The 26354-nt window shown below is 34.1% G+C and carries 28 protein-coding genes and 4 pseudogenes; 20 read left to right on the forward strand and 12 right to left on the reverse strand.

The genetic code is table 11. The features are described 5' to 3' along the window. Positions 1-110 precede the first annotated feature (110 nt). Positions 111-290: pseudogene (locus SLH51_RS10910) on the reverse strand (DUF2515 family protein); the annotation flags it as partial. 460 nt (positions 291-750) lie between these two features. Here SLH51_RS10910 and SLH51_RS10915 point away from each other — a divergent pair. From SLH51_RS10915 to SLH51_RS10940, 6 genes and pseudogenes are all read left to right on the forward strand, one after another. Next, positions 751-1608 (forward strand): annotated as a pseudogene (locus SLH51_RS10915) (aldo/keto reductase); the annotation flags it as partial. A gap of 57 nt (positions 1609-1665) precedes the next feature. Then, positions 1666-2682: an aldo/keto reductase gene (locus tag SLH51_RS10920; protein WP_335961298.1), complete on the forward strand. Its 1017-nt coding sequence runs from the start codon at positions 1666-1668 to the stop codon at positions 2680-2682. 18 nt (positions 2683-2700) lie between these two features. Continuing rightward, positions 2701-3090 (forward strand): VOC family protein, encoded by a 390-nt coding sequence (locus SLH51_RS10925; RefSeq protein ID WP_335961299.1) that lies wholly within the window; start codon positions 2701-2703, stop codon positions 3088-3090. A 13-nt stretch (positions 3091-3103) separates the two neighbouring features. After that, positions 3104-3406 (forward strand): Dabb family protein, encoded by a 303-nt coding sequence (locus tag SLH51_RS10930; protein ID WP_335961300.1) that lies wholly within the window; start codon positions 3104-3106, stop codon positions 3404-3406. 507 nt (positions 3407-3913) lie between these two features. Then, complete coding sequence (locus tag SLH51_RS10935; RefSeq protein WP_335961301.1) at positions 3914-4258, forward strand: DUF1360 domain-containing protein; 345 nt, start codon at positions 3914-3916, stop codon at positions 4256-4258. A 193-nt stretch (positions 4259-4451) separates the two neighbouring features. Next, on the forward strand, positions 4452-4610 hold the full coding sequence (locus tag SLH51_RS10940; RefSeq protein WP_335961302.1) for a hypothetical protein: 159 nt from the start codon (positions 4452-4454) through the stop codon (positions 4608-4610). Between the two features lie 190 nt (positions 4611-4800). Here the strand turns inward: SLH51_RS10940 and SLH51_RS10945 are convergent, their stop codons facing one another. From SLH51_RS10945 to SLH51_RS10960, 4 genes are all read right to left on the reverse strand, one after another. Further along, positions 4801-5946, reverse strand: coding sequence for a hypothetical protein (locus tag SLH51_RS10945; RefSeq protein ID WP_335961303.1), 1146 nt, complete (start codon positions 5944-5946; stop codon positions 4801-4803). A 128-nt stretch (positions 5947-6074) separates the two neighbouring features. Then, a complete protein-coding gene (locus SLH51_RS10950) occupies positions 6075-6392 on the reverse strand; it encodes a hypothetical protein (RefSeq protein WP_335961304.1) in 318 nt (105 codons plus the stop codon). Positions 6393-6407: 15 nt separating this feature from the next. Beyond that, positions 6408-6956 carry a hypothetical protein gene (locus SLH51_RS10955; protein WP_335961305.1) on the reverse strand — a complete coding sequence of 183 codons (549 nt, stop codon included), beginning with the start codon at positions 6954-6956 and terminating at the stop codon, positions 6408-6410. 68 nt (positions 6957-7024) lie between these two features. Next, the gene (locus SLH51_RS10960) at positions 7025-7657 is read right to left on the reverse strand and encodes a BMQ_0737 family morphogenetic spore coat protein (protein ID WP_335961306.1); all 633 of its coding nucleotides are present in this window, start codon (positions 7655-7657) and stop codon (positions 7025-7027) included. A gap of 375 nt (positions 7658-8032) precedes the next feature. Between SLH51_RS10960 and SLH51_RS10965 the strand changes: the two genes are divergently transcribed. Both SLH51_RS10965 and SLH51_RS10970 read left to right on the forward strand, forming a co-directional pair. Then, positions 8033-8935, forward strand: a complete 903-nt coding sequence (locus SLH51_RS10965; protein WP_335961307.1) for a hypothetical protein — start codon at positions 8033-8035, stop codon at positions 8933-8935. A 43-nt stretch (positions 8936-8978) separates the two neighbouring features. Then, positions 8979-9395, forward strand: coding sequence for a M67 family metallopeptidase (locus SLH51_RS10970; protein WP_335961308.1), 417 nt, complete (start codon positions 8979-8981; stop codon positions 9393-9395). Between the two features lie 352 nt (positions 9396-9747). Here the strand turns inward: SLH51_RS10970 and SLH51_RS10975 are convergent, their stop codons facing one another. Further along, on the reverse strand, positions 9748-10428 hold the full coding sequence (locus SLH51_RS10975; protein WP_335961309.1) for a protein kinase domain-containing protein: 681 nt from the start codon (positions 10426-10428) through the stop codon (positions 9748-9750). Positions 10429-10663: 235 nt separating this feature from the next. Between SLH51_RS10975 and SLH51_RS10980 the strand changes: the two genes are divergently transcribed. From SLH51_RS10980 to SLH51_RS11000, 5 genes are read left to right on the forward strand one after another with little or no spacing between them, the layout of a single operon-like run. Continuing rightward, on the forward strand, positions 10664-11401 hold the full coding sequence (locus SLH51_RS10980) for a sugar phosphate nucleotidyltransferase (RefSeq protein WP_335961310.1): 738 nt from the start codon (positions 10664-10666) through the stop codon (positions 11399-11401). Next, positions 11398-12384 carry a dTDP-glucose 4,6-dehydratase gene (gene rfbB, locus SLH51_RS10985; RefSeq protein WP_335961311.1) on the forward strand — a complete coding sequence of 329 codons (987 nt, stop codon included), beginning with the start codon at positions 11398-11400 and terminating at the stop codon, positions 12382-12384. Before SLH51_RS10980 ends, rfbB begins: the two co-directional genes overlap by 4 nt. Next, the gene (gene rfbD, locus SLH51_RS10990; protein WP_335961312.1) at positions 12381-13265 is read left to right on the forward strand and encodes a dTDP-4-dehydrorhamnose reductase; all 885 of its coding nucleotides are present in this window, start codon (positions 12381-12383) and stop codon (positions 13263-13265) included. The genes rfbB and rfbD overlap by 4 nt, the downstream gene beginning before the upstream one ends. Further along, entirely contained in the window at positions 13222-13677 is a 456-nt protein-coding gene (locus SLH51_RS10995) for a dTDP-4-dehydrorhamnose 3,5-epimerase family protein (protein WP_335961313.1), read from the forward strand. The genes rfbD and SLH51_RS10995 overlap by 44 nt, the downstream gene beginning before the upstream one ends. A gap of 39 nt (positions 13678-13716) precedes the next feature. Further along, entirely contained in the window at positions 13717-15003 is a 1287-nt protein-coding gene (locus SLH51_RS11000; RefSeq protein ID WP_335961314.1) for a glycosyltransferase family 2 protein, read from the forward strand. Positions 15004-15088: 85 nt separating this feature from the next. On the opposite strand, the gene SLH51_RS11005 is transcribed toward SLH51_RS11000, so the two are convergent. Further along, complete coding sequence (locus tag SLH51_RS11005; RefSeq protein WP_335961315.1) at positions 15089-15784, reverse strand: glycosyltransferase family 2 protein; 696 nt, start codon at positions 15782-15784, stop codon at positions 15089-15091. Between the two features lie 403 nt (positions 15785-16187). Between SLH51_RS11005 and SLH51_RS11010 the strand changes: the two genes are divergently transcribed. Further along, positions 16188-17309, forward strand: coding sequence for a glycosyltransferase family 61 protein (locus SLH51_RS11010; protein ID WP_335961316.1), 1122 nt, complete (start codon positions 16188-16190; stop codon positions 17307-17309). A gap of 66 nt (positions 17310-17375) precedes the next feature. On the opposite strand, the gene SLH51_RS11015 is transcribed toward SLH51_RS11010, so the two are convergent. The 3 genes and pseudogenes from SLH51_RS11015 to SLH51_RS11025 all read right to left on the reverse strand — a co-directional run bounded on the left by SLH51_RS11015 (position 17376) and on the right by SLH51_RS11025 (position 20166). Beyond that, positions 17376-17594 carry a hypothetical protein gene (locus tag SLH51_RS11015; RefSeq protein ID WP_335961317.1) on the reverse strand — a complete coding sequence of 73 codons (219 nt, stop codon included), beginning with the start codon at positions 17592-17594 and terminating at the stop codon, positions 17376-17378. Between the two features lie 313 nt (positions 17595-17907). Continuing rightward, positions 17908-18636 carry a sulfotransferase family 2 domain-containing protein gene (locus SLH51_RS11020; protein ID WP_335961318.1) on the reverse strand — a complete coding sequence of 243 codons (729 nt, stop codon included), beginning with the start codon at positions 18634-18636 and terminating at the stop codon, positions 17908-17910. Positions 18637-18812: 176 nt separating this feature from the next. Further along, a pseudogene (locus SLH51_RS11025) lies at positions 18813-20166 on the reverse strand (IS1182 family transposase). Between the two features lie 244 nt (positions 20167-20410). Here SLH51_RS11025 and SLH51_RS11030 point away from each other — a divergent pair. The 6 genes and pseudogenes from SLH51_RS11030 to SLH51_RS11045 form a co-directional block, all read left to right on the forward strand. Further along, a pseudogene (locus tag SLH51_RS11030) lies at positions 20411-21147 on the forward strand (GDP-mannose 4,6-dehydratase); the annotation flags it as partial. Further along, positions 21140-21247 carry a glycosyltransferase family protein gene (locus SLH51_RS24450; RefSeq protein ID WP_390183790.1) on the forward strand — a complete coding sequence of 36 codons (108 nt, stop codon included), beginning with the start codon at positions 21140-21142 and terminating at the stop codon, positions 21245-21247. The pseudogene SLH51_RS11030 and the gene SLH51_RS24450, both read left to right, overlap by 8 nt. 174 nt (positions 21248-21421) lie before the next feature. Further along, positions 21422-22333 (forward strand): glycosyltransferase, encoded by a 912-nt coding sequence (locus tag SLH51_RS11035; protein WP_335961319.1) that lies wholly within the window; start codon positions 21422-21424, stop codon positions 22331-22333. Between the two features lie 1047 nt (positions 22334-23380). Continuing rightward, positions 23381-24013, forward strand: coding sequence for a DDE-type integrase/transposase/recombinase (locus tag SLH51_RS11040; RefSeq protein WP_335961389.1), 633 nt, complete (start codon positions 23381-23383; stop codon positions 24011-24013). 249 nt (positions 24014-24262) lie between these two features. Beyond that, a complete protein-coding gene (locus SLH51_RS24455) occupies positions 24263-24418 on the forward strand; it encodes a glycosyltransferase family protein (RefSeq protein ID WP_390183796.1) in 156 nt (51 codons plus the stop codon). Further along, positions 24415-25290 carry a sulfotransferase family protein gene (locus tag SLH51_RS11045; RefSeq protein ID WP_335961320.1) on the forward strand — a complete coding sequence of 292 codons (876 nt, stop codon included), beginning with the start codon at positions 24415-24417 and terminating at the stop codon, positions 25288-25290. The genes SLH51_RS24455 and SLH51_RS11045 overlap by 4 nt, the downstream gene beginning before the upstream one ends. A 219-nt stretch (positions 25291-25509) precedes the next feature. Here SLH51_RS11045 and SLH51_RS11050 read toward each other — a convergent pair whose 3' ends face one another. Next, on the reverse strand, positions 25510-25911 hold the full coding sequence (locus SLH51_RS11050) for a hypothetical protein (protein ID WP_335961321.1): 402 nt from the start codon (positions 25909-25911) through the stop codon (positions 25510-25512). A 222-nt stretch (positions 25912-26133) separates the two neighbouring features. Then, positions 26134-26271, reverse strand: coding sequence for a hypothetical protein (locus tag SLH51_RS11055; RefSeq protein WP_335961390.1), 138 nt, complete (start codon positions 26269-26271; stop codon positions 26134-26136). Positions 26272-26354: the final 83 nt, after the last annotated feature.

Below are 26354 nucleotides of genomic sequence, written 5' to 3' on the forward strand. Positions count from 1 at the left end.
CTTGGAACAAGAGGGTTAGCTTGGTCAATTTCGTCAGCTGCTAAAAGTGGTGATTACCCAAGAAGCCCCCACTTCAAACAACCCGTAAGGGTGGTAAGTGGTGGGTAGTTCACATCGGTCATGTTCCAACCGCCATTTCTCGATACCATATGCCCTAGAAATGCCCACTGAATCTCAGGAAACTTTTGATAGAAATTAAGATATGCTTGTGTCCGTGTAAAATTATTGCTATTTCTGATTGCTGTTTGTTTGTTAATGTTATTGATGATTTTTTCTTCCTCTTTTGATATAGTTGCGGCATTAATCGAAAAATCAGGCAATCTAGTTAATTCTATTTTTAATTTCTTTAGCTCGGGAGTTATTTTTTGACTAAAGAACAACTTTTTTAATAAGCAGTTCCATCCCATTTTTTCACCTCTATAAATCGATATTTATGTAATAGAGCAGGGATTATGAGTGTAAACAAACGATTTAACTTCTAATTTAAATCTCATAGTTACTATAGAAAACTATACTTAATAACGTATGGTTAATTAATTTTATAAAAATTCACTACTTTCAGAGATATATAACAATCATCTATAATTGATTATGAAAGGGCTTTATTTGTGAAAATTAATGGGAGGTTGTTTTATGAATAAGCGAAAACTAGGTCGAACAGGCCTTGAAGTGTCTGAAATTGGATATGGTTCATGGGGAATTGGAAAAACAAGTTGGATAGGAGCTGATGATTAGGAATCATTAAAATCCTTACATAAATCAATAGACCTTGGCTTGAATTTTATTGATACAGCACTAGGTTATGGGAATGGCCATAGTGAACGACTTATTGGACAAGTGTTAAAAGACCGTTCAGAGCCAATCTATGTCGCAACGAAAATTCCTCCTAAAAATAGACAGTGGCCAGCCCAAGGAGGAGTATCTGTTGAAGAAACGTTTCGAGGAGACCATGTTATCGAAAGTACTGAGGAAAGCCTAAAAAATCTAGGGGTAGAAACGATTGACCTTCAACAATTTCACGTTTGGTCAGATGAGTGGGTCAACCAAGGTGATTGGCTTGAAGCAATTGAGAAACTGAAGAAGCAAGGGAAAATTCAGCATTTTGGGATTTCAATTAATGATTACCAACCAACCAATGCAATAAAGTTAATTGAAACAGGCCTCGTTGATTGCGTTCAAGTAATCTACAATGTTTTCGATCAAAGTCCAGAGGATGAACTTTTCCCAGCTTGTCAGAAACATAATGTTGGAGTGATTGTCCGTGTGGCACTTGATGAAGGTGGGTTAACAGGCAGGATTACCCCTGAAACGATGTTTGCTGAGGGAGATTTCCGAAACAATTATTTCAGTGGAGATCGAAAACAAGAGCTTATAAAACGTATTGAACAAATTACATCTGATTTAAATATTACAAACGAGCAAATGGCTGAAACGGCGTTACGGTTTGTATTAAGTCATCCAGCGGTATCGACCGTTATCCCAGGAATGCGTTCGATACGGAATGTAGAAAGAAATTGTCAAATTGGCGATGGACAAGGGCTTCCACAAGAACTAGTGCAAAAATTAAGAAAGCACCGTTGGGTTCGAAATTTCTATTTAGCAGATTAAGAGAATACGGTTCTGATCAATTGGTATTATTAGTGCAAAAGCATATGGAGGGATAATATGAACAATCGTTATTTAGGAAAAACAGGCTTAGCGGTAAGTGAATTATGCCTTGGTACAATGACATTCGGGCGAGAGACAAGTGAGCAAGATAGCTTTCGTATCATGGATCATTTTGTTGATGCTGGTGGGAACTTTTTAGATACTGCAAATGTGTATACAACGGGAGTTTCTGAAGAGATTGTTGGAAAGTGGCTTCAAACAAAAAAACGAGAGGATTTCGTGATTGCTACGAAGGTTCGTTTTGGGATGGGACAAGGACCAAACGAAGTCGGACTTAGTCGCAAACATATTCTGTCAGCGGTAAAAGACAGCTTACAACGATTAGGCACAGAGTATATTGACCTTTATCAAGTTCATGCATGGGACCAAGCTACCCCTCTTGAAGAAACGTTAAGTACGCTAAATGATCTAGTACGTGAGGGACTTGTTCGGTATATCGGAGCAAGTAACTTTAAAGGGTGGCAGTTGCAAAAAGCTATTGATGTAAGCAAACAGCATGGCTGGGAATCGTTTGTCAGTTTGCAGCCTCAATATAATTTGCTTTCGCGTGCAACTGAATGGGAATTAATTGATGTATGTGTGAATGAAGAATTAGGTGTCATGCCATGGAGCCCGTTACGCGGTGGCTGGCTAAGTGGTAAATTTACACGAGATATGAACAAGCCTCCAGCAGATACTCGCATTGCTCAAGCAGAAGAACATGGGTGGGGTGAATCATGGAGCAAATACAACAACGAGAATACGTGGCGAGTTCTTGATGTACTATATGATGTTGCGAAGAAAGTTGAAAAAACACCTGCGCAAGTAGCGATTAATTGGTTGCTGCAATCACGTGGGGTAACGGCTCCAATTATCGGGGCACGAACGATGGAGCAGCTTGAAGCCAATCTCGGCTCTTCTGGCTGGGCATTAACGAAGGAACAGATGGATCAGCTAAATCAAGCGAGTGACTTGTTTGTCACTTATCCATACAATCTAGAGGCTGAGGAACAACGAAGCAAAGGGAGATTTTAAAGTAGGGAGGAAAGTGAAATGTCAGTTGAAAAAATAGAGCATGTTGGAATTATGGTTACTGATTTGGAAGTGTCTATTGCTTTTTATCGTGATGTTATTGGATTAGAGTTACTTGATTCACTAACATTAGATAACGGTACCCATCTTGGTTTTCTAGGATTTGCTAATGCACAAGAAACAGTAGTTGAGTTAGTTTGTAAAACTGACAATGAACTTCTAGAAGAAGGACGAGTTCATCATCTCGCATTTACTGTAAATGGATTGGAAGCTGAAGTTGAACGTCTAAAATCTATGGATATTTCTTTTGTAAATGAAAGCATCAGTACACTTCCTAATGGATCAAAACTTATCTTTTTTTATGGACCTGATAGGGAAAGAATAGAATTTTTCGAGCCAGGAACAAAATAGGGGGAGTGTAATAATGATTGAGCACCTTGTTTTATTTCAATTTAATGAGTTGATTACTCCTGAAAAGGAAGAGGAGCTTGTACAAAAGCTCCTTTCTTTTAAAGGGCAGATTCCAGGTCTTGTTGAAATCACTGCAGGACTTAATGTAACCGAGGAAGTAGACAAAGAACAAGGGTACAGGCTGGCGCTTAGAGCAACCTTTGAAAGTCAAGAAGCGCTAAGAGAGTATGCGACTCATCCGGTTCATGAGGAATTCAAACAAATGCTAAAAGATGTAGTCGAAAATGTGATTGTAGCGGATTATCCAATTTTATAGCATCGAAAGGACCCTTGTTTACTTAAACAAGGGTCCTTAAGTATGAACAAACTCCTTTATTATTTCTTTTTAATTGTTCTTATTTCTCCATTCAGTGGCCACTTTATCTGTCTCATCAAATTTATCCATTACAACGTGTAAATAAAAAGGTTGATAGCGCTTTACATAACGTAATAGTTGTTATAGAAAATAGTAATCATTTCCTTGATACAGAATATGCTGTATCAAGGAGGAGAGGAAAATGAACCTGTTCAGGAGTTTGATAACTTGGTTTAGTGAAAGTCTGAATTCGAATGATCTTAATTATTTTGAAGTGATGCACTTCAAATCAACAGGGTATACAGAATTTCAGAAAAGTTATTTATGGAAGTAAAAAGCAGGAGCACTTCTTGGTGTTAATCATTCCTATTAATAATAGTATGTTCTAGCTTACTTAATGGACGAGTAGAGTAAGCATTTTTTGTTTGGTTGGAATTTGTTTAAAATTAAATCGAAAGGACGATAGATATGTTCGATATAAATTGGATAGATTTAGTGATTTTAATTCTTGCTTCTTATAGACTTACGCGATTAATTGTATTCGATGAGATTACTTCCTTTTTTCGCAAACCATTTTTATCTGTTACCTATCAAGAGAATGAGGCCGGACAATTAGTTGAAAGCGTTGAAATTAAAGGGGAAGGGTTACGTTATTGGTTTGGAATACTTCTTAGCTGTTACTGGTGTGTCGGTATTTGGTCCAGTCTTGGAATCGTTCTGTTATATTTTTATTTTCCTTCATTAAATATATTGCTCGTAATTCTCGCTGTAGCAGGAGCAGCAGCATTTCTCCAGTCAAAAACGGATTATTAATGAAAGTTTATAACAATAAACAAAAATAGGTTTGAATGGTTGATTTTAGTAAGCTGAAGTCTAAGCATATTATAAATTAACTGAATATGTTAAAGAGAAGAAGAAAGTCAATTGTTAGAAGATCGAATCAATTAAACTCAAAAGCTCCTGTTAAATATAGCAAGTACACTTTGAGAAATTAGGAGTGATGTAAATGAAATCTCATCAACCGATAGTAATTAATAGACCAGTAAAGAATAAAAAGAAATTAACTATGAATAATTCCAATAACGAAGTAGCTTCATCAAAAGGATACTTTAAAAAGAAAACGAAAGTAAAGGGAGGGTGTTGTTTAAAAGGAAAGCTTTCGTAAGCAGCCAATTATTCTGATTAGGGGCATAAGAAATGGAAGAAGACCTTAACCAGCGATTTGAATAAAGTGTGAAAATTAAGGTCTTCTTCATGTGAATACGTGTGTTTATTAAGATGGAAAACATAAAAATGGACAAGAGTACAAAAGTAAATGCAGTAAAATCGCTACATGGATATATTATATAAGTTTCTTAAGTGGTCAACTCAGAATCATCGGTATTTGTTTCAGTTTCTTGTTGGAAACTGCTTTGAATTTCTTCAATTTCATTCGTTAGTTCCGTTAATTTATTTTCTAGTTCATTAATGAGAAGAAATTTTGAATCTAATTGTTCCTCATAATCAAATGATTGTTCTAAGAGTTCTTTAAATTGATGTTCTACCTGTTTCAAAATATCTAGTTCATGAATATCAGTGGTATCAGTCATTAGGGAACTGTTATTTGTGAACATAGAATTAGAGTCCCAATTAGAATCATTAAATTTCACATAAAGCTCATTTAGTTGATCTTGTGACGATTGCATTTCTTGTTTAAGTTGTTCATGTGTTTCTTGCAAGGAGGAATAACTTTCACTATCTTTTTGCAAAGCTGCAATATTTTCTTGAAATTTCTGATTCAGTTTTTTATTTTCTGTTAACTCTTCCTCAAGCTGAGTGGTCTTTGAAATAAAATTACTTTTTTCTTCATTTAAGTCGGAAATTGTTTTTTCGTATTGATCATGTTGTTGTAAAGCCTCTTCTAATTGGGCTTTATATTGATTAATTTGCACTTTGAGCTCAGCAACAGTTGTTTCCTCCAGTTTTGTAATTACAGCTTTTAGTTCATTAATTTCTTCATATAAATCATGGTTTTCATTTTTGAGCTGAGTTCTAGTTTCATTCGAATTATGAAGCTCTTGATGAAGACTTTCCATTTCTTTAACGAGTTTCTTTTTTTGAGCATTTTCTGTATCTCTATCTTTAGTAAGACGATCAATTTTTAATTTCAACTCTTCTTCAATCGTTTTTCTTTCTTTTTTTAGTTTTTTAATTTCCTGTTGCTTTTCAGTTAGAGAGGAATTGAATAATTCTTCTTGCTCTGTATATGTGTCTAATTGATTTTTTAAGTCTTTAATCGTTTGTTCGTAGTCTTCTTTCATAGTTAGTAACTCAGAGGATAGATCATTCTTTTCATCTACTAATTGAAAATTCTCTTCTTTTAATTTCTTTAACTGAGAGTAGTGATAATTATTTTCATAATCTTTCACTCTCGCTTGATACTTTGCAAGTTCTGCTTTGAAATAAATAATTTTTTGTTGAAGCTGGATCGTATCGGTCATTCTAATATTAGTTGATTGCAATTTTGTAACCTCCTGTAAATACATTGTATTTCATTACAATCCGTTGCTGGAATGTACAATAATTATATGTTGAAAGAATGTATGGGTTACATGTCTATATGTCCTTATTCTTATTAGTGGATTAAAATTTAAGTACCATCTTTTAACTGGTTAATAATTTCTTCAAATTTATCTTTATTTTGGTTGATAACGGTATTCAGTTCTTCAAGAATCTCTTCTGGAACAGAGTCAATGGTAGAGCTATTTACAGATTCATTTCTGTTTTTTACATTCATATTCATCAATAAATAAACAAGCAGGATATTTAAAGTAGTGCTTTCTAAATAAACAAAACTTTTATTTTTATCTGGTTTGTTCCCCTTTAGTTGTTCAAGCTGATCTTGTAAAAAATGACGAGTTAATTGTTTGAAAATTAGTTCTTGTTCTTGATCTTCATGATTATTCATAATATTCACCTCATTTCACGAACCATTGACATAAATTTGGTTTACAGCATGAATGCCTTCTTGAAATTCATCACAATAGGTAAAACCAAATATACTTCCTGCGTATGATTCCTTTGGAAGCCATTTTACCTGGAAATTTGGAAACGAAAGGATTTCTGAAGGTTCAATCACTTTTTTGCTAATTGGTTTAAGCCAATATTCATGTTTATCCGTTTGTTCATTCAGCCTTTCCCACGTATCTGGTGTTATTGAGAGGTTTGATTTTTTGTTTACGTATTTTCCAGAAAAGGTAAAGGGAGAGTCTTGTGAAAGTTTTATACAAATATATGGATTTGAAAGTAATTTATTCCCTAAGTTCTGAATATGATAAGTACCAATAAGCAAGCTATCCTGATCGTTTTGGTGGGAGATGCTGAATGAATATGTAAAATAGCTAACAATGCTTAACTTTTGCTGTTGTTTAATAGTAGATACTAAATCCTTCATTTCTGTTAGATAAGAAGTTGTATCATTGTTTAGTTGCAAGATTAATTGCTTTAATTCAGATACATTTTTATTAGTCATTTATATCACCTCTTAAAAAAATAAATGAGAGGAGTGATTTCTCCTCTCATTATCTGTATGCTTTAGGATTAATCCTCATCACCATTAGTTGGGAAAAGAACTGGGCATTGAGGCGGAATTGTAGGAGTAGGGCATACAGGTGTAAATGGTAAAATATCTCTAGGTTGACAGAAGTCAGCTACTAACTCAAGTGTAACGTCAAATACTGATTGAATACTTTGACATAAACGAACTGTTATGCCAAGTTCTAGAGATACTCCAGGAGTTACATCTTCACAATTAAACACACAAACAAAACAATCTAAATCTGTGTAAGTTACTTCAACATCAGTGCCATCTGGAGCACATAAAATAACTTGTTCACAACGTGTGAATGATTCAGTTGCAATTGGTGCAGTAATCCCATTAACAAAAATGGATACATCAAAATTTTTCTGAATAGTCACCAATTGAAGTGTAATGGGAGAGCCATCAATCATAAAAGGTCGATCTTCACGGTTTAAAATTACAAATGGATTAACTTCATCTGGTGTAACTTCGCACGTAATGTCTAAATCATCACATGATATACCATTTGGTAGTTCTACATCATCTAAAGTTAAATTCAAATCAAACGTCGCCTCGTTAATGATCCAATCATAAACCTTTTGCGTATTAATACAAAGGAGCTCTTGGCCCCCTTTTAAATTTTTCGCTTGCATTTAGCAAACACCTCCGAATAAGATTAATTTCTTTTCACTTGTAGCATATGATAATAAATAAAGATGGTTACATGTTTAGTAGGTTTTTTGAAAAAGCTGATAATAGCCTATTTATCAGCCTCATTATAGATAAAAGCATAAAATCCAATCGAATGTTTTCTAGAACGTACAGTATTATTTTGAATTGCATACATGTACACCTTAACGTATTTTTTATTACACATTATAGAAAAAAGAAAATATTCTGGAGATACATTTCATAGGAATAATCAACAAAGCATGGTATAGGTACTTTTTGGTATGAATTGTATTGCCCACTCAGATTTGTCACGTTTCAAGAGGAAAAATCTAAAATGCTTTAGAAGGGTGATGAGTATGGAACAGTCTAGGTATAGCAGCACTCAAGATATAGATACCTTGAAGCAAAAGCTTGTTGCGTATAAGAAAACGTTAGAAGCATTAAAGGGTGGAGGTGTAATTGAAGATTATCTTCTGCCTAAAAAGGAATATGAAGAGTTAAAAAATCAAGTTTCAACATTAAAAGGAGAAATCAAAACAATGAAGGACAAACAAGATGTGCAGATTCATGAATATGAAAAGAAGGTTGAAGTTATGACAACTCATGTGGAATTAGTTAATAATACGATGCGTGACTTAAAACAGGATGTAAGTTTGTTAATGAGCAAAGTTAGTAATATTGATTTTTCGGATATATTAAAAAAAATAGATAAAATGGTTGACATTCAATATGCTTCAATCTCTTCTATAAAAGATGGAAACAATGAATTAAATGTACTAAAAGAAGAAATCGCTCAATTGAAACAACAAACTAATAATCAAGCTACAGCAAATACAGATAATGTAAACCAAAATATGAAAACAAAACCATCTAGCTATAGACAACTACAAAACATTCTTCAATCTTCTAAGAGTATTCAACCTTACTCAAATGGAGGGAATAGGATGGTACCTTTGCGTAAAGATCCTATTCAACAAATGCAGCGACAAGGAATTCCTCCTGAAGTTAAGCAGATTAAACGAGGATCAATGAATGCTGGTGTCCCGATACAACCGCGAGAGTTTAATGTGAAGAATCAATTGCAAAATAAGACTAGCAAAGGTAATAAATCTTCCTATTCAATTCCAGGACAACAAAACTCAATAAATCCAATAACTCCAAATCAAAAGGCTCATAGATCAACTAATAAAGCCAAGTCCCAAATTAAACAGACAAACAACGAAGCAATAAATAATTCTGAGAATAAAGAAGATAATTAGAGAAGAAGTAATAAACCTAACACTTTTTTCGAGGGGGAGGTTTATGGAATATGGTAAGATTATTATTCCTGCTAGCTATTATAAAGAAATAGTTGAACATGGAAAATTAAACCTTCCCTATGAAGTGTGTGGTTTATTAGCTGGAATAAAAGATAAAGTTCAGTCTGTGTGGCCGTTGGAAAATGAAATTAAATCAGATAGACGTTTTTTTGTAGGGGAGAAGAAAATAGAAGAAACTATAAAGCTCATTGAAAAGCAAGGGGAGAAGATCTTAGCTGTTTTTCATTCACATCCTACTACAGCACCATTGCCTTCAAGTTATGACATTGAAAATCATTTCGATGAACATGTACTTATGGTCATTATTTCTTATAAATCAATGAATCCAAAAGTGAAATGTTATCGTATCAAGAATGACTCTTATAAAGAATGTCCAATTTTAATAAAACCAACATCATAGTCTAACCCTTTTCGGAGAGGATGCATAAAATGAGAAATATAATGAAAAGGAGATGTTGGTTTTGAAGAAAAAAAGAGTGATTCAACAATCAAATCTTAAACCTGTGAAAACAACTATGAAACCTACTGTTATAACCTCTAAACCGAAACTACAGAAAGTGATTAAAAAAGGTGGTTGCTGCGGGCGGAGTAGCTAGATCATACCGTTAACATTCATGGAACCTTATTGAAGTCATAAATCTTACACATAGTGATAAACTTTAGAAGTATCAAAGACTTAAGTGTTCTTGGTACTTCTTTTGAATTTAAGGGAATAAAGGAAGATCAAATTTTGTAATGAAATAGCCTTTGTATCATGTAAATACCTTTAGCGCATTTATAAAATCTTGAGCAGAACGATATCTCTTTTTTTTTGTTGGTTTAATGGCAACCATTAACACTTTTTTTAGGTTTGTATTACTCATTGCAAAAGGTTTAATATTATTCGGTTTCCTCTTTTCTATAGGAACCCGTCCATTTATTAGAAAAATACACATGTGAGCTGCTTGGCGCAAATCGTTCTGTAATGTGGACTGTGTTAAAGGTTCAGCAATGCTAAAGTCAATAAGTTTAACTGTATGTGGTTGAAGGCCATTAATCATAATATTCTTTGGAATGATATCCATATGGGCATAGCCGCTCGAATGAAGACGGTTAAGTGCACGTAATATATTTATTGTAATATTAATGCTGATTTTTAATGGCCTTTTTTTCCCTTTTGATTCGAAATAGGTAGTCCCAAGTGTATTCCCACCAATATATTCCATAACAATATAAGCTTTCCTATTCATGATGAAAAAATCATAATACTGTGGAAGAAACTTACCATTACCATATTCTTTCATAATTCCAAATTCTTTTCTAGCTAATTTTATGTTTTGAAATTCCTTTATGGCAACTTTTCTAGTGTTGTAACCTACATATACTTTACCGTGAGCTCCTCGTCCTTTCATATTTGAATCTTCTATAAAACATGTCCATTGATTCTTAGTCATTTTATCAACACCTAACAAAAGTTTTCTTTTACATATTTTACGAAAATTGTATTTTATTGGTGTAGATACTTGTTAAAATAGAGGATAATAAAGAGCTATAATTTCGTAGGTTTAAAAGTTACGAACTAGGCAATGGTGAACCCTCTCTGGAACAGTTGTAAACGAATTTGCATATAAAAAAGGGAGTTGCGTATAAACGAAATTCAATCAGATTTTAGGGAAGAGGGTGCAAATAATGAGAGGAGTTATCCTGGCAGGGGGAACAGGGAGTAGATTGTCACCACTTACAAAGATAATAAATAAACATTTGCTTCCGGTAGGTCCATATCCAATGATTTATTGGTCTGTTATAAAAATGAAAGAGGCTGGAATTAATCAAATCTTAATTATTACGAATAAAGAAAGCTTATCTATGTTTATACAACTTTTAGGTGATGGTGAAGAGCTGGGAGTGCAAATTCACTATAAAGTTCAACAAGATGCTAACGGAATTGCTGATGGAATCTCATTAGCGAAGAGCTTTGTCGATAAAGATAAATTTATCGTACTTTTAGGTGATAATATATTTGAAACAGCGTTAACTCAATATATACAATCCTTCCAATATCAAGAAGCAGGTGCAAAGGTATTATTAAAAGAAGTAAGTGATCCGCAGCGGTATGGTGTAGCTGAAATTAATCCAGAAAAGAAAACTGTAACTTCCATTCAAGAAAAGCCTAACAAGCCATTAACAAACTACTGCGTTGTAGGAATTTATTTATTTGATAACCATGTATTTCAATATATTGAGAAAATTTCCCCTTCAGACCGTGGTGAATTAGAAGTGACCGATCTGAATAATATGTATATAAAACAGCAGCAGTTAACATATGATGTTCTTAGTGGATGGTGGATTGACGCAGGGACACATGAATCACTTTATAAAGCAAATACACTTATTTACCAAAAGATGGGGAAGGAGAAGTGTGAATGAATCAGGAACTCCTCGTTACCGGTGGAGCTGGTTTTATCGGCTCTAATTTTATTCGATATTTATTGAAAAATACCAATTGTCGTATTACGAATATTGACGCATTAACATACGCAGGAAATCCAAGCAATATGAGTGGTTTTGCCTCAAAAGGAAACTATCGTTTTTTTCAAGTTGATATTACAGATAAGGTTGCTTTAACTCAAGTATTTGATAGAACATATGATATCATTGTCCATTTTGCTGCTGAATCTCATGTTGATCGAAGCATTGAAAATGCAGATACTTTCTTAATAACTAATATAAACGGAACTCATAACCTGCTCGAAAAATTACTTGAAGGAAAAGCTAAGAAAATGGTTCATGTTTCTACTGATGAAGTCTACGGCTCGCTTAATCAACATGATTCTGCCTTTACAGAAGAGCATCCTGTTTCTCCAAATAACCCATATTCAGCGAGCAAAGCAAGTGCTGATTTACTTGTCCGTTCCTTTTATCAGACATTTAATCTTCCCTTGGTGATAACACGTTGTTCAAATAATTACGGACCATATCAACATCCAGAAAAGTTTATCCCAAAAGTCGTCTATAATGCAATAAATAATAAACAAATACCATTATATGGTGATGGGCTAAATATTCGCGACTGGCTATTTGTTGAAGATCATTGCAGTGCCATTTACACAGTCATGAATCATGGGAAAGCGGGAGAGGTTTACAACATTGGTGGCAGTAACGAAATGACAAACAAAGACGTCATACATTCAATTTTGAATTATTTAGGAAAAAGTAATGACTTGATTTCATATGTTACTGATCGAAAAGGGCATGATCGTCGTTATGCAATAAATTCAAATAAAATAAAAACACAGCTAGGCTGGAAACCAAATACGTCATTTGAAAAAGGATTGAAACAGACTATTGATTGGAACGTTAATAACAAAACGTGGGTTGAGGCGGCTCTAAGAAGGAGTGATCTTTCATGAAGGTTTTAATAACTGGTGGAGAAGGTCAACTAGGGAGGGCCATTTATGAGAAGATGAAAAATACCTCTGATGTTATTAAATTATCAAAAGAAAAGCTCGATATTACTAAACAACAAACAGTATATGATGTATTTCAAGATGTAAAACCTGATTATGTTTTTCATACGGCGGCTTATACAGCAGTCGATCAGTGTGAAGAAAGCAAAACAAAAGCATTTCAAGTAAATTCGATTGGGGCATTAAATGTTGCAAATGCTTCTAAAAGTGTTGGCTCAATTATGATATATATAAGCTCCGATTATGTATTTGACGGAACGAAGTCAACTCCTTATGAAGTAACAGATAGTCCCAATCCTAAAAGCGTATATGGATTAAGCAAATGGCTAGGGGAGGAACTTGTTTTAAACACAATTCCTGAAAGCTATGTTGTTAGAACCTCATGGTTATATGGTCATGGTGGGAAAAACTTTGTAAATACAGTGCTTAAGTTTGCTACATCTCAAAAAGAAGTAAAAGTCGTATCGGATCAAATTGGTTCACCGACATATGTAAATGACTTAGTAGATGTACTTTTGCAACTGATCACAAAGCCATATGGAATCTATCAGATAAGGAATGATGGGCAGTGCAGTTGGTATGATTTTGCTAAGGCGATTTATGAAAAGGTAGGTACCGATTCAAACCTAGTACAGCCGATAACGACAAAGGAATATGGTGCAGTTGCTCCTAGACCGCAGTTCTCAATATTAAATTTAAACAAATTAGAAGCTTCTAACATTAAAATACCTCGTCGTTGGGATATCGCATTAAGAAGCTATTTAACCAAGGAGGGATTCCATGATTGCTGGAGTAAAAGTAAAACGAATTACGAAGTATTGTGATGATCGTGGTTTTTTTGCAGAACTTGTGCGTGACGATGAACAGTTATTAGAACGGTTCGGGCAAGCATCGATGTCAATGAGTTATCCAGGTGTAGTCAAAGCATTTCACTATCACGAAAAACAAGATGATTTATGGTTTTTTCCTTCTGGTAATGCACAAGTGGTGCTTTATGATTTAAGAGAAGGGTCTGAAACTAAAGGAAAAACAGATGTCTACTATATGGGTGATGAAAATCAGGTACTTTTATTAATTCCAAAAGGTGTAGCCCATGGATATCGAGTTCTCGGGGAAAAACCGTGTACAATTGTTTATTTTACAACGGAATCATATAATGCAGCAGACCCAGATGAGAAAAGAATTGATTGGAATGATCCAGAAATAGGCTTTAATTGGGATACAAAAAATAGATAATTGTGTAATGTCACTCGTACTCGTAAAGTAGGTGTTTAGATGAAACCAAGAGTTTCGGTTATTTTAACAAGCTACAATAAACCACAGACTGTTGGCAAAGCAATCCAAAGTGTTTTGAGGCAAACTTTGAAAGATTGGGAATTATTTATTATGGACGATGCTTCAAATGAAGAAACAACATTGATTATAAGAAAATATTTAAACGATGAACGAATTCATTATTATAATAGTCAAATTAATAATGAAGATCGGTATAAAACAACAAGGTATGCTACATTGATAAATCAAGCCATTCCACTTACTAAAGGTAAATATCTTTCCTATTTAACCGATGATACTGAATATGTAACAACTAGACTAAAAGAAATGGTTACCTACTTGGAAAAAAATGTAAATGTGGAGGTTGTATATTCGGGTCAGATAATTCAACGTGTGAATAATGCTTTAAAAGTGATATCTAAGAATACAAGAAAAACAAGAGGTATTATAAGAAAAGCTGCAAATCGGGTCGATCATTGTTCTGTTTTGCATTCGAGAAAAATTGCAGAGAAAGTTTTTCGGAAATATCAAAGTTATTGGGATGATGACCCTAAAAACTGGCATAATGGTGATGCGGCTTTCTGGGCGAGATTAAATGAGTTTGTAGCTTTTTATCCAATAAAAAAAGAACTAGATATTAGTTACAAAACTCCAGTTTCTTTTCAAAGGTTAAATGCCTATCTTCCCTCAAAAATACCGGATGGTATTTTAGTAAAAGGGTTAGGCTCTAAAGTTTATTTAATTGATAACCAGGAAAGAAGAGAAATAATGGAAGGAATGTTTGAGCTTCTAAAATATGATCGCAATAAGATTGTTGATATACCAGATCCAGTGCTTTATAAGTTTCCACGTGGTGTTCCAATTGATGAGTTTGTCTATAAAAACCTGTCTCTTCCTAATCAAAGACTTATAAAAGCTGAGGGTAATAATGACACTTTTTATATACAAGATAATAAAAAACGAAAGATATTGGATCAAAAAACTTTACAACGTTTCCATTTTAAAATAAAAGATGTAATATCAATAGACAATGAAGTAATTGTAAAAATTCCGGATGGACCACCTATTCGATCATCTCTCTCTCCAGAGTATATTTTACCAAACGGTTTTATTTTTAAGCAAGGAACAGATTATTATTTAAGTAATCGTAATAAACTTCATTTTATTCATAAATATGTATTAAACAAATTGAAGTTCAAAGAAGAAGAGTCTGTACTGATATCAAAACAAGAACTAGTCCTTTTTGAGAAAGGTGATTGTCTTATTTTTGAATTGTTTACCGGATGAAATCAACGAATTGGCCTAATCCATTCGTTGATTTCGGATGGGATTTTAAGTGAGTTTTGAGTGACCATAAAAGTTCTCAGTTAATCTATTCAGCATCTTTTTCTTCCCATGGCTTTTTCCTTTTTCTCATTTTCGCTTGTATCCCCTTTGAATGTATTCTATGTTCATCAGTGATGAAATTTACAGGATGAAAGCTCCAATGCTTAATTAATTTTCTGAAAAACATGGCGTCTCCATTTCTCCAGTACTTTGGATCATCATCCCAAGATTTGACTAGATTAAGACAACTTCGTCTATGCATAAAAGAATTATGATCAACCCGAGACATTGGGTGTTTAGTTACGCCAATGAGAGGACGTAGACGTTTTTTTGTAATTTTTCCATTTTTAATATTCACCACACGTTGCCTACCATATACCACATAAATTTGTGGGCTACGTTGGAACACGTTCACCATTTTCTCAAAACGTTGTGGATAGTAGATATCATCATCAGTTAAATACGTAATGAGATCCCCACTTACTTGTGATAATGCAAGGTTGATACAAGTTGCATAACGAGTTGACTTTTGTCTATCCGTTTCCTTAATTCCTGATTGAATAAGTTTTAATCGGGGGTCTTTATTAACAAGTTTTTTCAGTATCTGTTTAGTGGAAATATTTGAGTTATCATCTACAATAATTAATTCCCAATTTGGATATGTCTGTCTTTGCACACTTTCAATTGCTTCACGTACTCCTTTTGGACGATTGTAGCTTGTGAGAATACAGCTTATTTTCAATGTGAATCCACCTCAATTACTTCTTTTTGGTACTATTATTTTAAACAATATTTATCTATTAATATGATATGAATGTATTCGGATAAAGCTTGTGTTCTTGTGCTATACTTTATGATTTCGAATTTATAATTTCAAATTTTAAAAAGAGAAACTGATCTGCCTAATTATTTTATTTCTCTCTGAAAATGTAGGGAATTAATTATCATAAGCTTTTTAAGATATATCTACTGGAATTTAGTGAAATGGACTAATAAATTAATCAATCTTGATGATGATGAATATATATAATGGAGAAATTGAAATTGGTTATAAGTTTCAATATATAGTATTAGTCTTAATACAAGTTAGAGGGTATGTCTAAAATAAAGTTGAATGATTTGTTAATCTTGTAAGGGGGACAATAATGAAGCTGAAAAAGGAAATGAAGTTGATCGATTATCAAGACATTTGCGATGTGAAAGATTTTAAACAATATAAAATGGGGAATTTACCAAGAAGTTGTTATTATGTAGTTCAAGGTCCTGAAAAAACAAATATAGTACGTCCTATAATTCCAGTTAAGTATGAGTCACTAAAAAAGCAAATCCCCAATGAATCTATAAGTCAAGATTTTTACCTTGCTAGTATTAAAAATGCATTATGTCTAAAAAACCAAACCGTCGTGTATAACCAACAATACCTTTTACCGGATAGCTTTAGGAATTACGATCCCTTTTTTTTTCATTTGTATCTCAAATATAATCAAGCTAGAAATCGGTTTAGTTTGAAAGAAAAATCGTCAAAAGTGATTCGACAAACGGGAGATAGTATTTTTTTAAGTGGAGAAATTTCGGGAGCCTACGGTCATTTCCTATTAGAAGTAGTTTCGAGATTATGGATTACCAAGTTTATTGATATTAGTCAATATAAATTTATAATGAATCCGAATGATACTAACCAATGGCAATTGGACATTTTACAGGCACTAGGAATAAGAAAAAACCAGATTGTCCGAATAAATCAGCCGATTGTATGTGATCGACTCCATATCCCTGTTCAAACTTTTGTTTTAAGAAAATATACATCTTCTTTTGCTAATAGTATATGGAGGAAAATAGGTGATTACTATGATGAGGGAGTAGGGCCCAAAAAAATTTACGTATCAAGAACAAAACTAAAAAACAAAAGACGATGTTTAGTAAATGAAAAAGAAGTTGAAAAACTTTTTTCTTCTTATGGGTTTACAATTATCCATCCACAAGAACTGAGTGTTATTCAACAAATAAATATCTTTAGAAATGCCAACATAATTGCTGGCCCTTCTGGATCGGCTATGTACAATTGTGTATTTCAAAACAAACCGACAAAAAAATTAATTCTTACTTCACGTCTCTTTTTTAAACAAAATGATATTTTAATTAATAGCTCAAACCAAGGGCAACTAAATTATTTTATTGGAGAAACAATTGACACAAATACTCCCGCAAATCGCGCGAGTTGGGCGGTAAATCTAAAACAGCTCAAAAAATATTTGGAAAATTTTTAAAAAGTTGTATATTAGTGAAGGAGAATCTTTTTATAAGTATTTTGAAACAAAAATAAACGAAATGGATTACTCACCATTTCGTTTATTTGTTTTTTTACGAAAAGGATCAATATTTTGTTGTGACGTATCTGTTTCACTTGAAAGGACATTAATTAATAAGCTGATTATTTGTTGGATGATTATTGCGAATGAATTGAGCCACAATTGCGGAGTTTTGAGCCATTCATTGCGGATAAAAGAGCCGCCATTTGCGGAACACAGAGCCACAGCGTAGCTGCTTGCCATTTACTGTAACGCCCGATTCTTAGTATCCGTTGGAAGGGGTCGGGGCCCCACTAGCGGATGCTTAGAATCGATTTGTCCGTGTTATCATGTTTTGAGCAGGTGTGCCTATTAGGCATTATTTATGCCACACTTGCGATAGATCCACGACACGGACAAAAGTTAAGTCAATAGTGGCGGACTAGCGGATTTACTCTACATATGGCAGTAGAGTAGCCTTTACTGATAGTGGCTCTCTTCCCCGCACTTAGTGGCTCAAACGTCCGCAAATGGTGGCTCAAAACTCCGCACTACCGGCTCATTTCGACCGCAATACTCAGTTGGATAATTTAGAGAGGAAAGCATTCAATTCCTGTTTTGAATTTTGATCTAAACTAATAAGTTTTTGTTCTAAAATTTTTTTTGCGAAATTGTATAATTCTATGTCTAATTTATTATGTTTCTCTAGCTCAATTAATGTTGAATCGGAAATTTGATTTAATGAAGGTCTTGTTTTAGTAACATTTTGTTTTTCGTAAGAAATGTCTCTCCACCCTAATTTTTTTTTCATTAAAAATAGCGATTCGTTAAACATTTCTGTTATCCCTACTACAGCGAAGTGATTTTGAATATGTTTTTTTGCTATTTCTAGATCTTTTCTTGTAACAGGACCAGTTGCTCCTGAAAGATATCTAGTTTGTAAATTTATAGATTCTGATCTTCTCAAATACTGATCTAAACTCATTTTCATTACTTGTTGATGTAATCGGTGCCGAGTTCCTCTTCGAATAAAATAGTATTCAGAAATTACTCGATCAATTGGGTCACGAAGCATTGTAATGTAATCACAGGGTTTTGACAAATATTTATGAATTCCAAAAGGAAAGTGACCTTGTATACAAGATACATTTTTTTGATTGAGGTATTTAAGTTTTCTTTTCCTCTTGGGTTCATCAAGATAAACATTATGCGAAGAATTCTTATAGTTTTTAGTTATTATCTTTCTTAACGTTGTTCCTCCCGTTTTGGGTGTGTGAAGATGTATCAATATTTTATTTATCTGCACTACTAATCACTTACCCTTCATTTAAAATTTCCTATTTTTTAATATATGGAATAAGTGTGAAAAAAGTTAATCAATGAATCTTAAATATGCGATTGTACTTGAATTAATTTCATAAAGCCTATCTAAAGAATCATACAAAGACCCAATTTTCATGTTCTCATTTTTAAAAATGGAAATTAGGCAGCTTGAATAACCCTTTTTTTAGACAAGGACTTAGCTATACGATCACACGCGAGTTTTGCTCCGTTATAAACCAATTGCGTCAAATCAAAATGAACTTTTGCTCGCTTCCCAGTTCGATAACGAACATTATTTAACTGGAAGAACTCCTTGAGATAAGCAATGACGCGTTCAACAGCACTTCGTTGCTTATAAATGGTTTTCCACGCTTTCGAGCCACGGGCTGGCGCTGTATATCTACGCAAATCAGTTGTTATTTTGACTTTATAGACCTTTTGACACAACGTATCCGATGCTAACGGACAATCTTTACACTCTTTTGTTTAACGTCTCATACGTAGAGTCGTAACTGTCATATCGATACGAATATTCTCGCACACAAGTTGGGGCAAAATATTGATCAAACCCTTCTAAGGCTGACTCATTTTTCTTATTGTAAGCAATGATAGACTGGGCACCCATTCGATGAATTTGTTCGTAAATGGCTGGATAGTCATACCCTGCATCAAGAGTACTAAAAGAAATCGGAAGCGCAGAGAGTCGCTCATGAATGCCTTTCAATAGAGGGATCGCAGCTTTTCCATCATTTAGATTTCCTGATGAAAAGAGCGATTGAAGAATGTACTGACTTTTGGTTCCGACCGCAAAATGCCCTTTATAACCAAACCAAAATGCATTCTTTCCTTCACTGTTTTTCTTGATTCCCCACTTAGGATCACGAGGGACAGATGACCGTAATTCATCTAAAGACGCATCCAGTTGAGCTTCTATCTTTTTCTCGAATAGTGGTAGAGCCGCTTCACGTTCAGCTTTTTCTTGAAGCCATTTCTCTTGTTCTTCTTTGGGCTTACGTCCGCGTTTCTTTGGCTCGGACTTAGGCTTTTCTTCTTTCACAGGTGCTTGGTCCCGTGCTTCGATGTGAGTCGCATCAAGGGCAGCCGTCTCATCCGTGATAAACCCTTCTAGAATAGCTTGAAGGATTTGAGTTTCTTTAACACGTTCAAGAACATCGGATTCAGCTAATTTGGTAAGCATTCTTGAATAAGAAGCTTCAGATGGAATCGCATCTGAAAGAAGGAATCCACAATCTAAACGAAACATATAGTCGTTCTTTAAACGTTTAATAAGATCTTTAATTGTAGGAATTCGTTCAAGAATTCTAGCCGCAAGAGAGTAGATCATGGCTGCATAATTAAGTTGAACAGGCGCACCATAAAGGGCTTTTTTAGAAACAATAACTAGAATCGGATTAATCTCAATCGTTGAAAACACCGCTTCAAAACGGTGGGTAGGTTCTAAATCGTATAAATCTTGCAGGTCAAATAGGCTTCCTTGTCGTATAATAGTCATAAGGGAGTCTTCCTCCAGTCGTTAGTTTTGTGTGGTAACTTACTAATTCGACTTTTGGGGAGGTACTCCTTTTTTGATGTCTTAAAAGCCTTGCAAGACATAGGGTTCAAATTATGAAATTGATTCAATTAAATAAAAAAACAAATTTCTTTATAAACTCAAGTGATATGACCAAGCATATATTTTTATTCGGCATATGAATATAACATAACAAAACTTTAATTATGTGGCTAAGGTGACAAAAATGAAAAGTACTCTAATTACTGGGCAAGATAGCTCATACCTAGCAGAATTATTATTAAAAAAGGGTTATAAAGTTTATGGTTTAAAAAGAAGAACAGCGACACAAAACTTTGAAAATATTCAACATATTAAAAAGGAAATTGAGTTTGTTTCAGGTGACTTACTTGACTTAGCTTCTTTAATTGATGCTGTAAAAGATGCAAAGCCAGATGAAGTTTATAACTTAGCGGCACAGTCATTTGTAGCAGATTCCTGGGAACAGCCAATATACACTGGTCAAATAACAGGTCTTGGAGTTACAAATATGCTTGAGGCAGTTCGTTTTGCAAAACCTGATGCTAGGTTTTATCAAGCTTCTAGTAGTGAAATGTTTGGTAAAGTAGTTCAGTCACCTCAACAGAATTAACACCCTTTTATCCTCTTAGTCCATATGGTGTAGCTAAAGTATATGGTCATTGGATTACAGTTCATTACCGTGAAAGCTTTAATAAGAATGCATGCTCAGGCATTTTATTTAATCATGAATCACCTCGCAGAGGACTGGAATTTGTTACACGGAAGGTTACGAGTGCTGCGGCAAAGATTAAATTAGGTCTTCAAAGTGAATTACGTTTAGGGAATTTAGATGCGAAAAGAGACTGGGGGTTCGCTGGAGATTATGTAGAAGCAATGTGGTTGATGCTTCAACAGAATACACCGAATGATTATGTTATTGCCACAGCTGGAAGCCATGGCATTTAATCTTCCTATTATTACAACACCAATATTTGGTGTCAAGGAACAGGTTGTTGAAAATCAAAATGCTTTATTTTATAAACCCGGGAATGTGATTCAATAAAAAAATATTATAAAGTTAACACAAAATAAGGTACTACGTCACAATTACGCTAGTAATTCAAATGAGATTTTCCGAAGGGAGCAATCATTTGATGAAATGTTATACAACTATGAAACGGTAATAAAGATGTATATAAATAGTTAGGTAACAGTAAAATCAAAATAGGGGGATACAATGGATTTAAGTATTATAACTATTTCAAGAAATATGGGGATGCTATCATCTTTATTAAAATCGATTGCGAATTCTAAGCACAATCTTAACCTAGAAGTGTTATGTGCATGGAATGGTAAAGAGAATATAAAGAAAAATATATCTTTGAGTTATGGTTTTCCAATAAAAATACATTATCTTAAACAATATCATTTTTCAAGTAATAATAATATTTTAGCAGAGAAAGCAAATGGAAGAGTATTACTTTTTTTAAATGATGATATTGTATTAGTTAAAGATTGTTTACAAAACGCTTGGAAAGCATTCCAATATCCTGATGTTGGAATAGTTGGAGCTAATTTAAGGTATCCTAATGGAAGGATACAACATGCTGGAGTATATTTTAGTGATGACGGAACCCCCTTTCATCAATACAAAAATAAATTAGATTATAGAGATCAAAAATTATCTATTACCAAATCTGTACCTGCAGTAACAGGGGCATTTATCTTAATTGGAAAAGAAGAGTTCCTGAAAATTAAGTTTGACGAATCATTTCGTATAGCAGGTAAAGATATTGCATTATGTTTAAAATATCGTAGTTTAATCAATAAGGAAATAGTGTATGTTGCTACTGCAAAGGCAATCCATTATGAAAATGCTACTCGTAGATTAACTAGAGAACGTTTAAACCCAAAAGAGGATTTAAATTTAATAAAAAAATTATCAAAGGTTTCAAAAAGTAGCAAAATAAATCAACGTTATCCTAAAATAAGAATTGTAACAGAGCAGTCTGGATGGATACTGCACAGAATGTCTTCAGAAATACAAAAGAATATTAAAAATGTTAAGATAAATGAAGTTTGGCCAGATGCTGATATTCATTATTATTTTAATTACGGGTATTATCAAAGGCGACATCAAATGGAATAGTTGTTGCATATTTCACTCATTTTGATCCTGATTTACACGCAGATAAGATTATCAAAGCTGCTAAAGAAGTTGATCATTGCATCACATCATCCTTTCAGACCGTTGAAGTTTTGAAAAAGTTCGGAGTTCCTAGTGAAAGAATTTCGGTTGTTATTGCAGGTGCAGATTCTTCTTTTAGGCCTATTTTAACACTAGGGATACTGAGCGATTATATCTATTTAACAGATCAAAAGATAGATAATTTTATTAAAGAAATTTTAATAGATAAAGAATGGGGTACAGTTAGTATCCGATAAGGAAGGTTATCAATTACCTGTGTGGAGATTTAAAAATAAGGCTGCTTTTTATCGAAGCATTGATTATCTGTTTATTCCGAGATTAAAAAAAGATGGGACTATTCCCATTAAACAGGCGTTAGCTTGTGGAAAATTAACCATTGCACCACATGGGATTTTAAATATTGATATTCCATACAGCCCTTTCAAAATAAAAATAGCTTATCACTAAAAAAAATAATACTTGATCTAAAAATTAATTATTTAAGACAAAAGAATCAAATTGCTTTGCCAATAAAACCATATAATTGGGAAAATTGGGTAGAGATGCATAAGAGAATATTTTTAGAATTAGTAAATCACGGATAAGTAAAATACGTGACTAAAAAATTTGTAATAATGTAAAATAGAGGGTGAGTTAAAATGCACAATAAATTACAATATTCAAATTTCCTTTAGGTTCTAAAAAGTACCTGGAATACTTTAGTGAATTTTGGATATTTTTTTAAAGCTTTGGAAACTAAGAAAGTGCCAAATCCTAGCGTAATGGAAACGTATTCGATGAATGAATCAGATTTAGCTTAGAGGTTGTAAAAAGAAAAGAGTTTGTTGATTTACCTCCATCACAAATCGTGCCAAAGTTAGCCGATCAATCCATCTACATTGCCTCTGAATCTAGCTTTTACCGCATCTTACGCGAAGAAAATATGCAGCACCATCGTGGGCGAAGCAAGAGGCCGGAACATAGATTATCAGAAAGCTATTTAGCAACATTCCAAATCAAGTGTGGACATGGGATATCATATGGTTAAAAGGGCCTGTAAAAGGGATGTTTTATCGTCTTTATATGATCATTGACTTGTTTAGTAGAAAGGTAGTTGCATGGGAAGTGTGGGAATCAGAAGAAGCTTTCCACGCTGAAGAGTTGATAAAAAAAGCAGTAGTAAGCGAGAAAATTCAAGGGGAACCGCTTGTTCTTCATTCTGATAATGGCAGTCCAATGAAGGCAGTGACCTTCCAAACATTACTTGAGAAATTGGGTATCCAGAGCTCCTATTCTAGACCAAGAGTAAGCAACGATAACCCTTATTCTGAAGCGATGTTTCGTACAATGAAGTACCGACCTGAGTTTCCTTATAAGGGATTTGAAGACTTGTCGGTAGCTCGAGAATGGACAAGTAAGTTTGTCCATTGGTACAACTGTGAGCATCAGCATAGTGGACTTGAATTCGTAACACCTGAACAAGTTCATACAGGGGGTTATATAGATGTGCTAAAAAATAGACAAATCGTTTATGAGCAAGCAAAACAGCAGCATCCTGAACGATGGTCACGGGGGACAAGAGATTGGAAGGCAAACAATTCAGTCGCATTAAATCCAATGAAAGATAACCTGTCCAAATAGAACTGAGTAACACTCTGTTCTATTTGGACAGGCTAGCAAGCGAAGCGCGGTAGAGGTAAGGTATTAAATAAGTTAAATGCGTCAACTATCTTGACAAACACCGTTATGAAAACAAATTATATACTCCTTGTATTTATCTTGCACTCGGAGTTAATCCAAACAACTATTATCCAATGGATTTGACACCTCAATTTGATATAAGCTTTATTGGAAATGCTTGGGCAACGGTATTAATGATCTTATAAAAAAATTGATTACTATTTGGAAAAGCATGATCTAAGGAAGCAAATGGCTTCAGAAGCATATAAAAGGACTGTTCGAGATCATACCTACTATGAACGGATAAATGAATTAATTAAAAGTATAGAAACAAAAATATTGCAAAAGAGACGAGGGATAAAATGACAAAAAAACAACGAGCCATTTGTATTTTAGGTATGCATAGAAGTGGGACTTCTACTGTAACTGGTTCTTTAAATATACTTGGTGTAGAACTCGGGAATGAAAAAAAGCTGTTAACACCAGCCAGATTTAACAAAAAAGGTTTCTGGGAGTATAGTGACATTACGCAAAGCCAAGAAAAACTATTAGAAATTTTAACGAGTTCCTGGGATTCAACAAAGCCATTGCCAGCTCTGTGGTGGAACGATGAAAAAATAAAACCCATTAAGAGCAAGTTGATAAATATAGTAGAAAATGAATTTATAGGAAAACCCCTTTGGGGATGGAAAGATCCTAGAAACTGTTTAACTGTTCCATTATGGAAGGATATTTTAGATGAACTGAAAATTAAATTGTCCTACTTAATAGTCGTTAGAAATCCATTAGATGTTGCAGTGTCACTTAAAAGGAGAAATAAATTCTATAAGAAAAAGTCTATTGATTTATGGAGTCTATATACTCTTTCTGCTTTGCTATGGACAGAAAAAGAGGAAAGGGAACTCATTTTTTATGACGATTTGCTCAAAGGTTGGCAGAAAGCACTGAAGCCTGTAGCTTCAAGTTTAGGTATACCGTGGTCTGAAAAAATTGCTGTTAAAGCTTCTATGGAATCTTTTATCACACCAAATCTTCAACATAGTAATTCTAGTACTGAGGACCTTCATCGTGACCAAGAGCTTCCTGAATATATTATTTCCACATATGAACAATTATTAAAGGTAAAACAATCCAAAGTCTATTTTCAATCCGAAGAGTTCTCTCACAAAATACACGAGAATTACTACCATTTAACAGGGGAACATTTTTATAGTGACCTTAAGAAACAAATTGATTAATAGAGTTAAACTGATAGGATTGGGTAAAAATTTAATTTTTTCTCGGACATATAATATAGTAAAAAAATAGCAGATTTGAAGAAACCTTGTCGAATGAGATTGCCGTATTAAATATCTCTCACACAAATTTTTTGGAAAGGAGCCATTTCTCTATAAGTAGGATTTAAGACCAATTTACGAGTTGTATGTTTTGTCACGCTCGTTTTTAGGTTGTTGGCACTACAATTGCGTAGAGCCACCAAAATACTTATACGCGCGATTGTGAGCATTAATCCATGATTGTGAATCCATTGATAAGGTTGCTTCTGCATACGATAATTGACTGCACGGCAGTGTCGCTACGAAAACATACGCCTTTACCTTCTCCCGAGTGTCTCTATCAATGACAAAGGCAGTAGATCCCGCCCCCGCCCAGTCAACTTCCATTATTTCACCTGGTTCTCTACGGATACGCAAAGTTGCTTTGTACTTGTCTGCGTATTTACTATAATGACGCAAAAAACTGCGATACGAGTACGGATTTTTTTGATTCGTTCGACATTCAGCTTCATATTCATGATGGAGAAGCGAGAGCGTAACATTTGGTTTGGCTAACTCTTCATGAATATAATCGAAGTTCAAAGGTTGTCGTCCAGAAGCCTCCAAAGTCTTCTCAGGGAAGAGAAATTCTTCTATCCATTGGTCCCATTTCTTCCTCTAACGGACAGACTACCCCCTTCTTTTCGGCAAGGTCAATGATCTCTGTTACAGTTTTGAATCGCTCGTATCACTTTCTGTTGATGTGGTAAGAGTCGTTGATTGAGCTGATAGGTATGACTATGTTGGCTAAAAATATCTTGTAGTTCAACCATTAGGAGAAACCTCTGAATCGAAATACGCAGGCAATCTGTCAAGCGGACTTTGAATACCAGATGTTACATTTGCAAGGTGCAAATATACTTTTGTAGACTGAATGCTGGCATGACCAAGCAATTCTTTAATCTGTAATAGAGATACACCATCCTCAAGTAGGTGTGTTGCGAATTAGTGTCTTAGCGTGTGAATGGAAACATTTTTTGAAATAC

It is taken from the genome of Halalkalibacter kiskunsagensis (genome assembly GCF_037027555.1).
GTDB lineage: Bacteria > Bacillota > Bacilli > Bacillales > Bacillaceae_D > Halalkalibacter > Halalkalibacter kiskunsagensis.

Coding starts and splice junctions, on each gene's coding strand:
- SLH51_RS10970 (WP_335961308.1), top strand. CDS start 8,979: ATGGAATATGGTAAGATTATTATTCCTGCTAGCTATTATAAAGAAATA.
- SLH51_RS10975 (WP_335961309.1), bottom strand. CDS start 10,428: ATGACTAAGAATCAATGGACATGTTTTATAGAAGATTCAAATATGAAA.
- SLH51_RS10925 (WP_335961299.1), top strand. CDS start 2,701: ATGTCAGTTGAAAAAATAGAGCATGTTGGAATTATGGTTACTGATTTG.
- rfbD (WP_335961312.1), top strand. CDS start 12,381: ATGAAGGTTTTAATAACTGGTGGAGAAGGTCAACTAGGGAGGGCCATT.
- SLH51_RS10920 (WP_335961298.1), top strand. CDS start 1,666: ATGAACAATCGTTATTTAGGAAAAACAGGCTTAGCGGTAAGTGAATTA.
- SLH51_RS11035 (WP_335961319.1), top strand. CDS start 21,422: ATGGATTTAAGTATTATAACTATTTCAAGAAATATGGGGATGCTATCA.
- SLH51_RS10960 (WP_335961306.1), bottom strand. CDS start 7,657: ATGCAAGCGAAAAATTTAAAAGGGGGCCAAGAGCTCCTTTGTATTAAT.
- SLH51_RS10955 (WP_335961305.1), bottom strand. CDS start 6,956: ATGACTAATAAAAATGTATCTGAATTAAAGCAATTAATCTTGCAACTA.
- SLH51_RS11045 (WP_335961320.1), top strand. CDS start 24,415: ATGACAAAAAAACAACGAGCCATTTGTATTTTAGGTATGCATAGAAGT.
- rfbB (WP_335961311.1), top strand. CDS start 11,398: ATGAATCAGGAACTCCTCGTTACCGGTGGAGCTGGTTTTATCGGCTCT.
- SLH51_RS10965 (WP_335961307.1), top strand. CDS start 8,033: ATGGAACAGTCTAGGTATAGCAGCACTCAAGATATAGATACCTTGAAG.
- SLH51_RS24450 (WP_390183790.1), top strand. CDS start 21,140: ATGGCATTTAATCTTCCTATTATTACAACACCAATATTTGGTGTCAAG.
- SLH51_RS10980 (WP_335961310.1), top strand. CDS start 10,664: ATGAGAGGAGTTATCCTGGCAGGGGGAACAGGGAGTAGATTGTCACCA.
- SLH51_RS10935 (WP_335961301.1), top strand. CDS start 3,914: ATGTTCGATATAAATTGGATAGATTTAGTGATTTTAATTCTTGCTTCT.
- SLH51_RS10940 (WP_335961302.1), top strand. CDS start 4,452: ATGAAATCTCATCAACCGATAGTAATTAATAGACCAGTAAAGAATAAA.
- SLH51_RS11010 (WP_335961316.1), top strand. CDS start 16,188: ATGAAGCTGAAAAAGGAAATGAAGTTGATCGATTATCAAGACATTTGC.
- SLH51_RS10995 (WP_335961313.1), top strand. CDS start 13,222: ATGATTGCTGGAGTAAAAGTAAAACGAATTACGAAGTATTGTGATGAT.
- SLH51_RS10930 (WP_335961300.1), top strand. CDS start 3,104: ATGATTGAGCACCTTGTTTTATTTCAATTTAATGAGTTGATTACTCCT.
- SLH51_RS11000 (WP_335961314.1), top strand. CDS start 13,717: ATGAAACCAAGAGTTTCGGTTATTTTAACAAGCTACAATAAACCACAG.
- SLH51_RS10950 (WP_335961304.1), bottom strand. CDS start 6,392: ATGAATAATCATGAAGATCAAGAACAAGAACTAATTTTCAAACAATTA.
- SLH51_RS11015 (WP_335961317.1), bottom strand. CDS start 17,594: ATGGCAAGCAGCTACGCTGTGGCTCTGTGTTCCGCAAATGGCGGCTCT.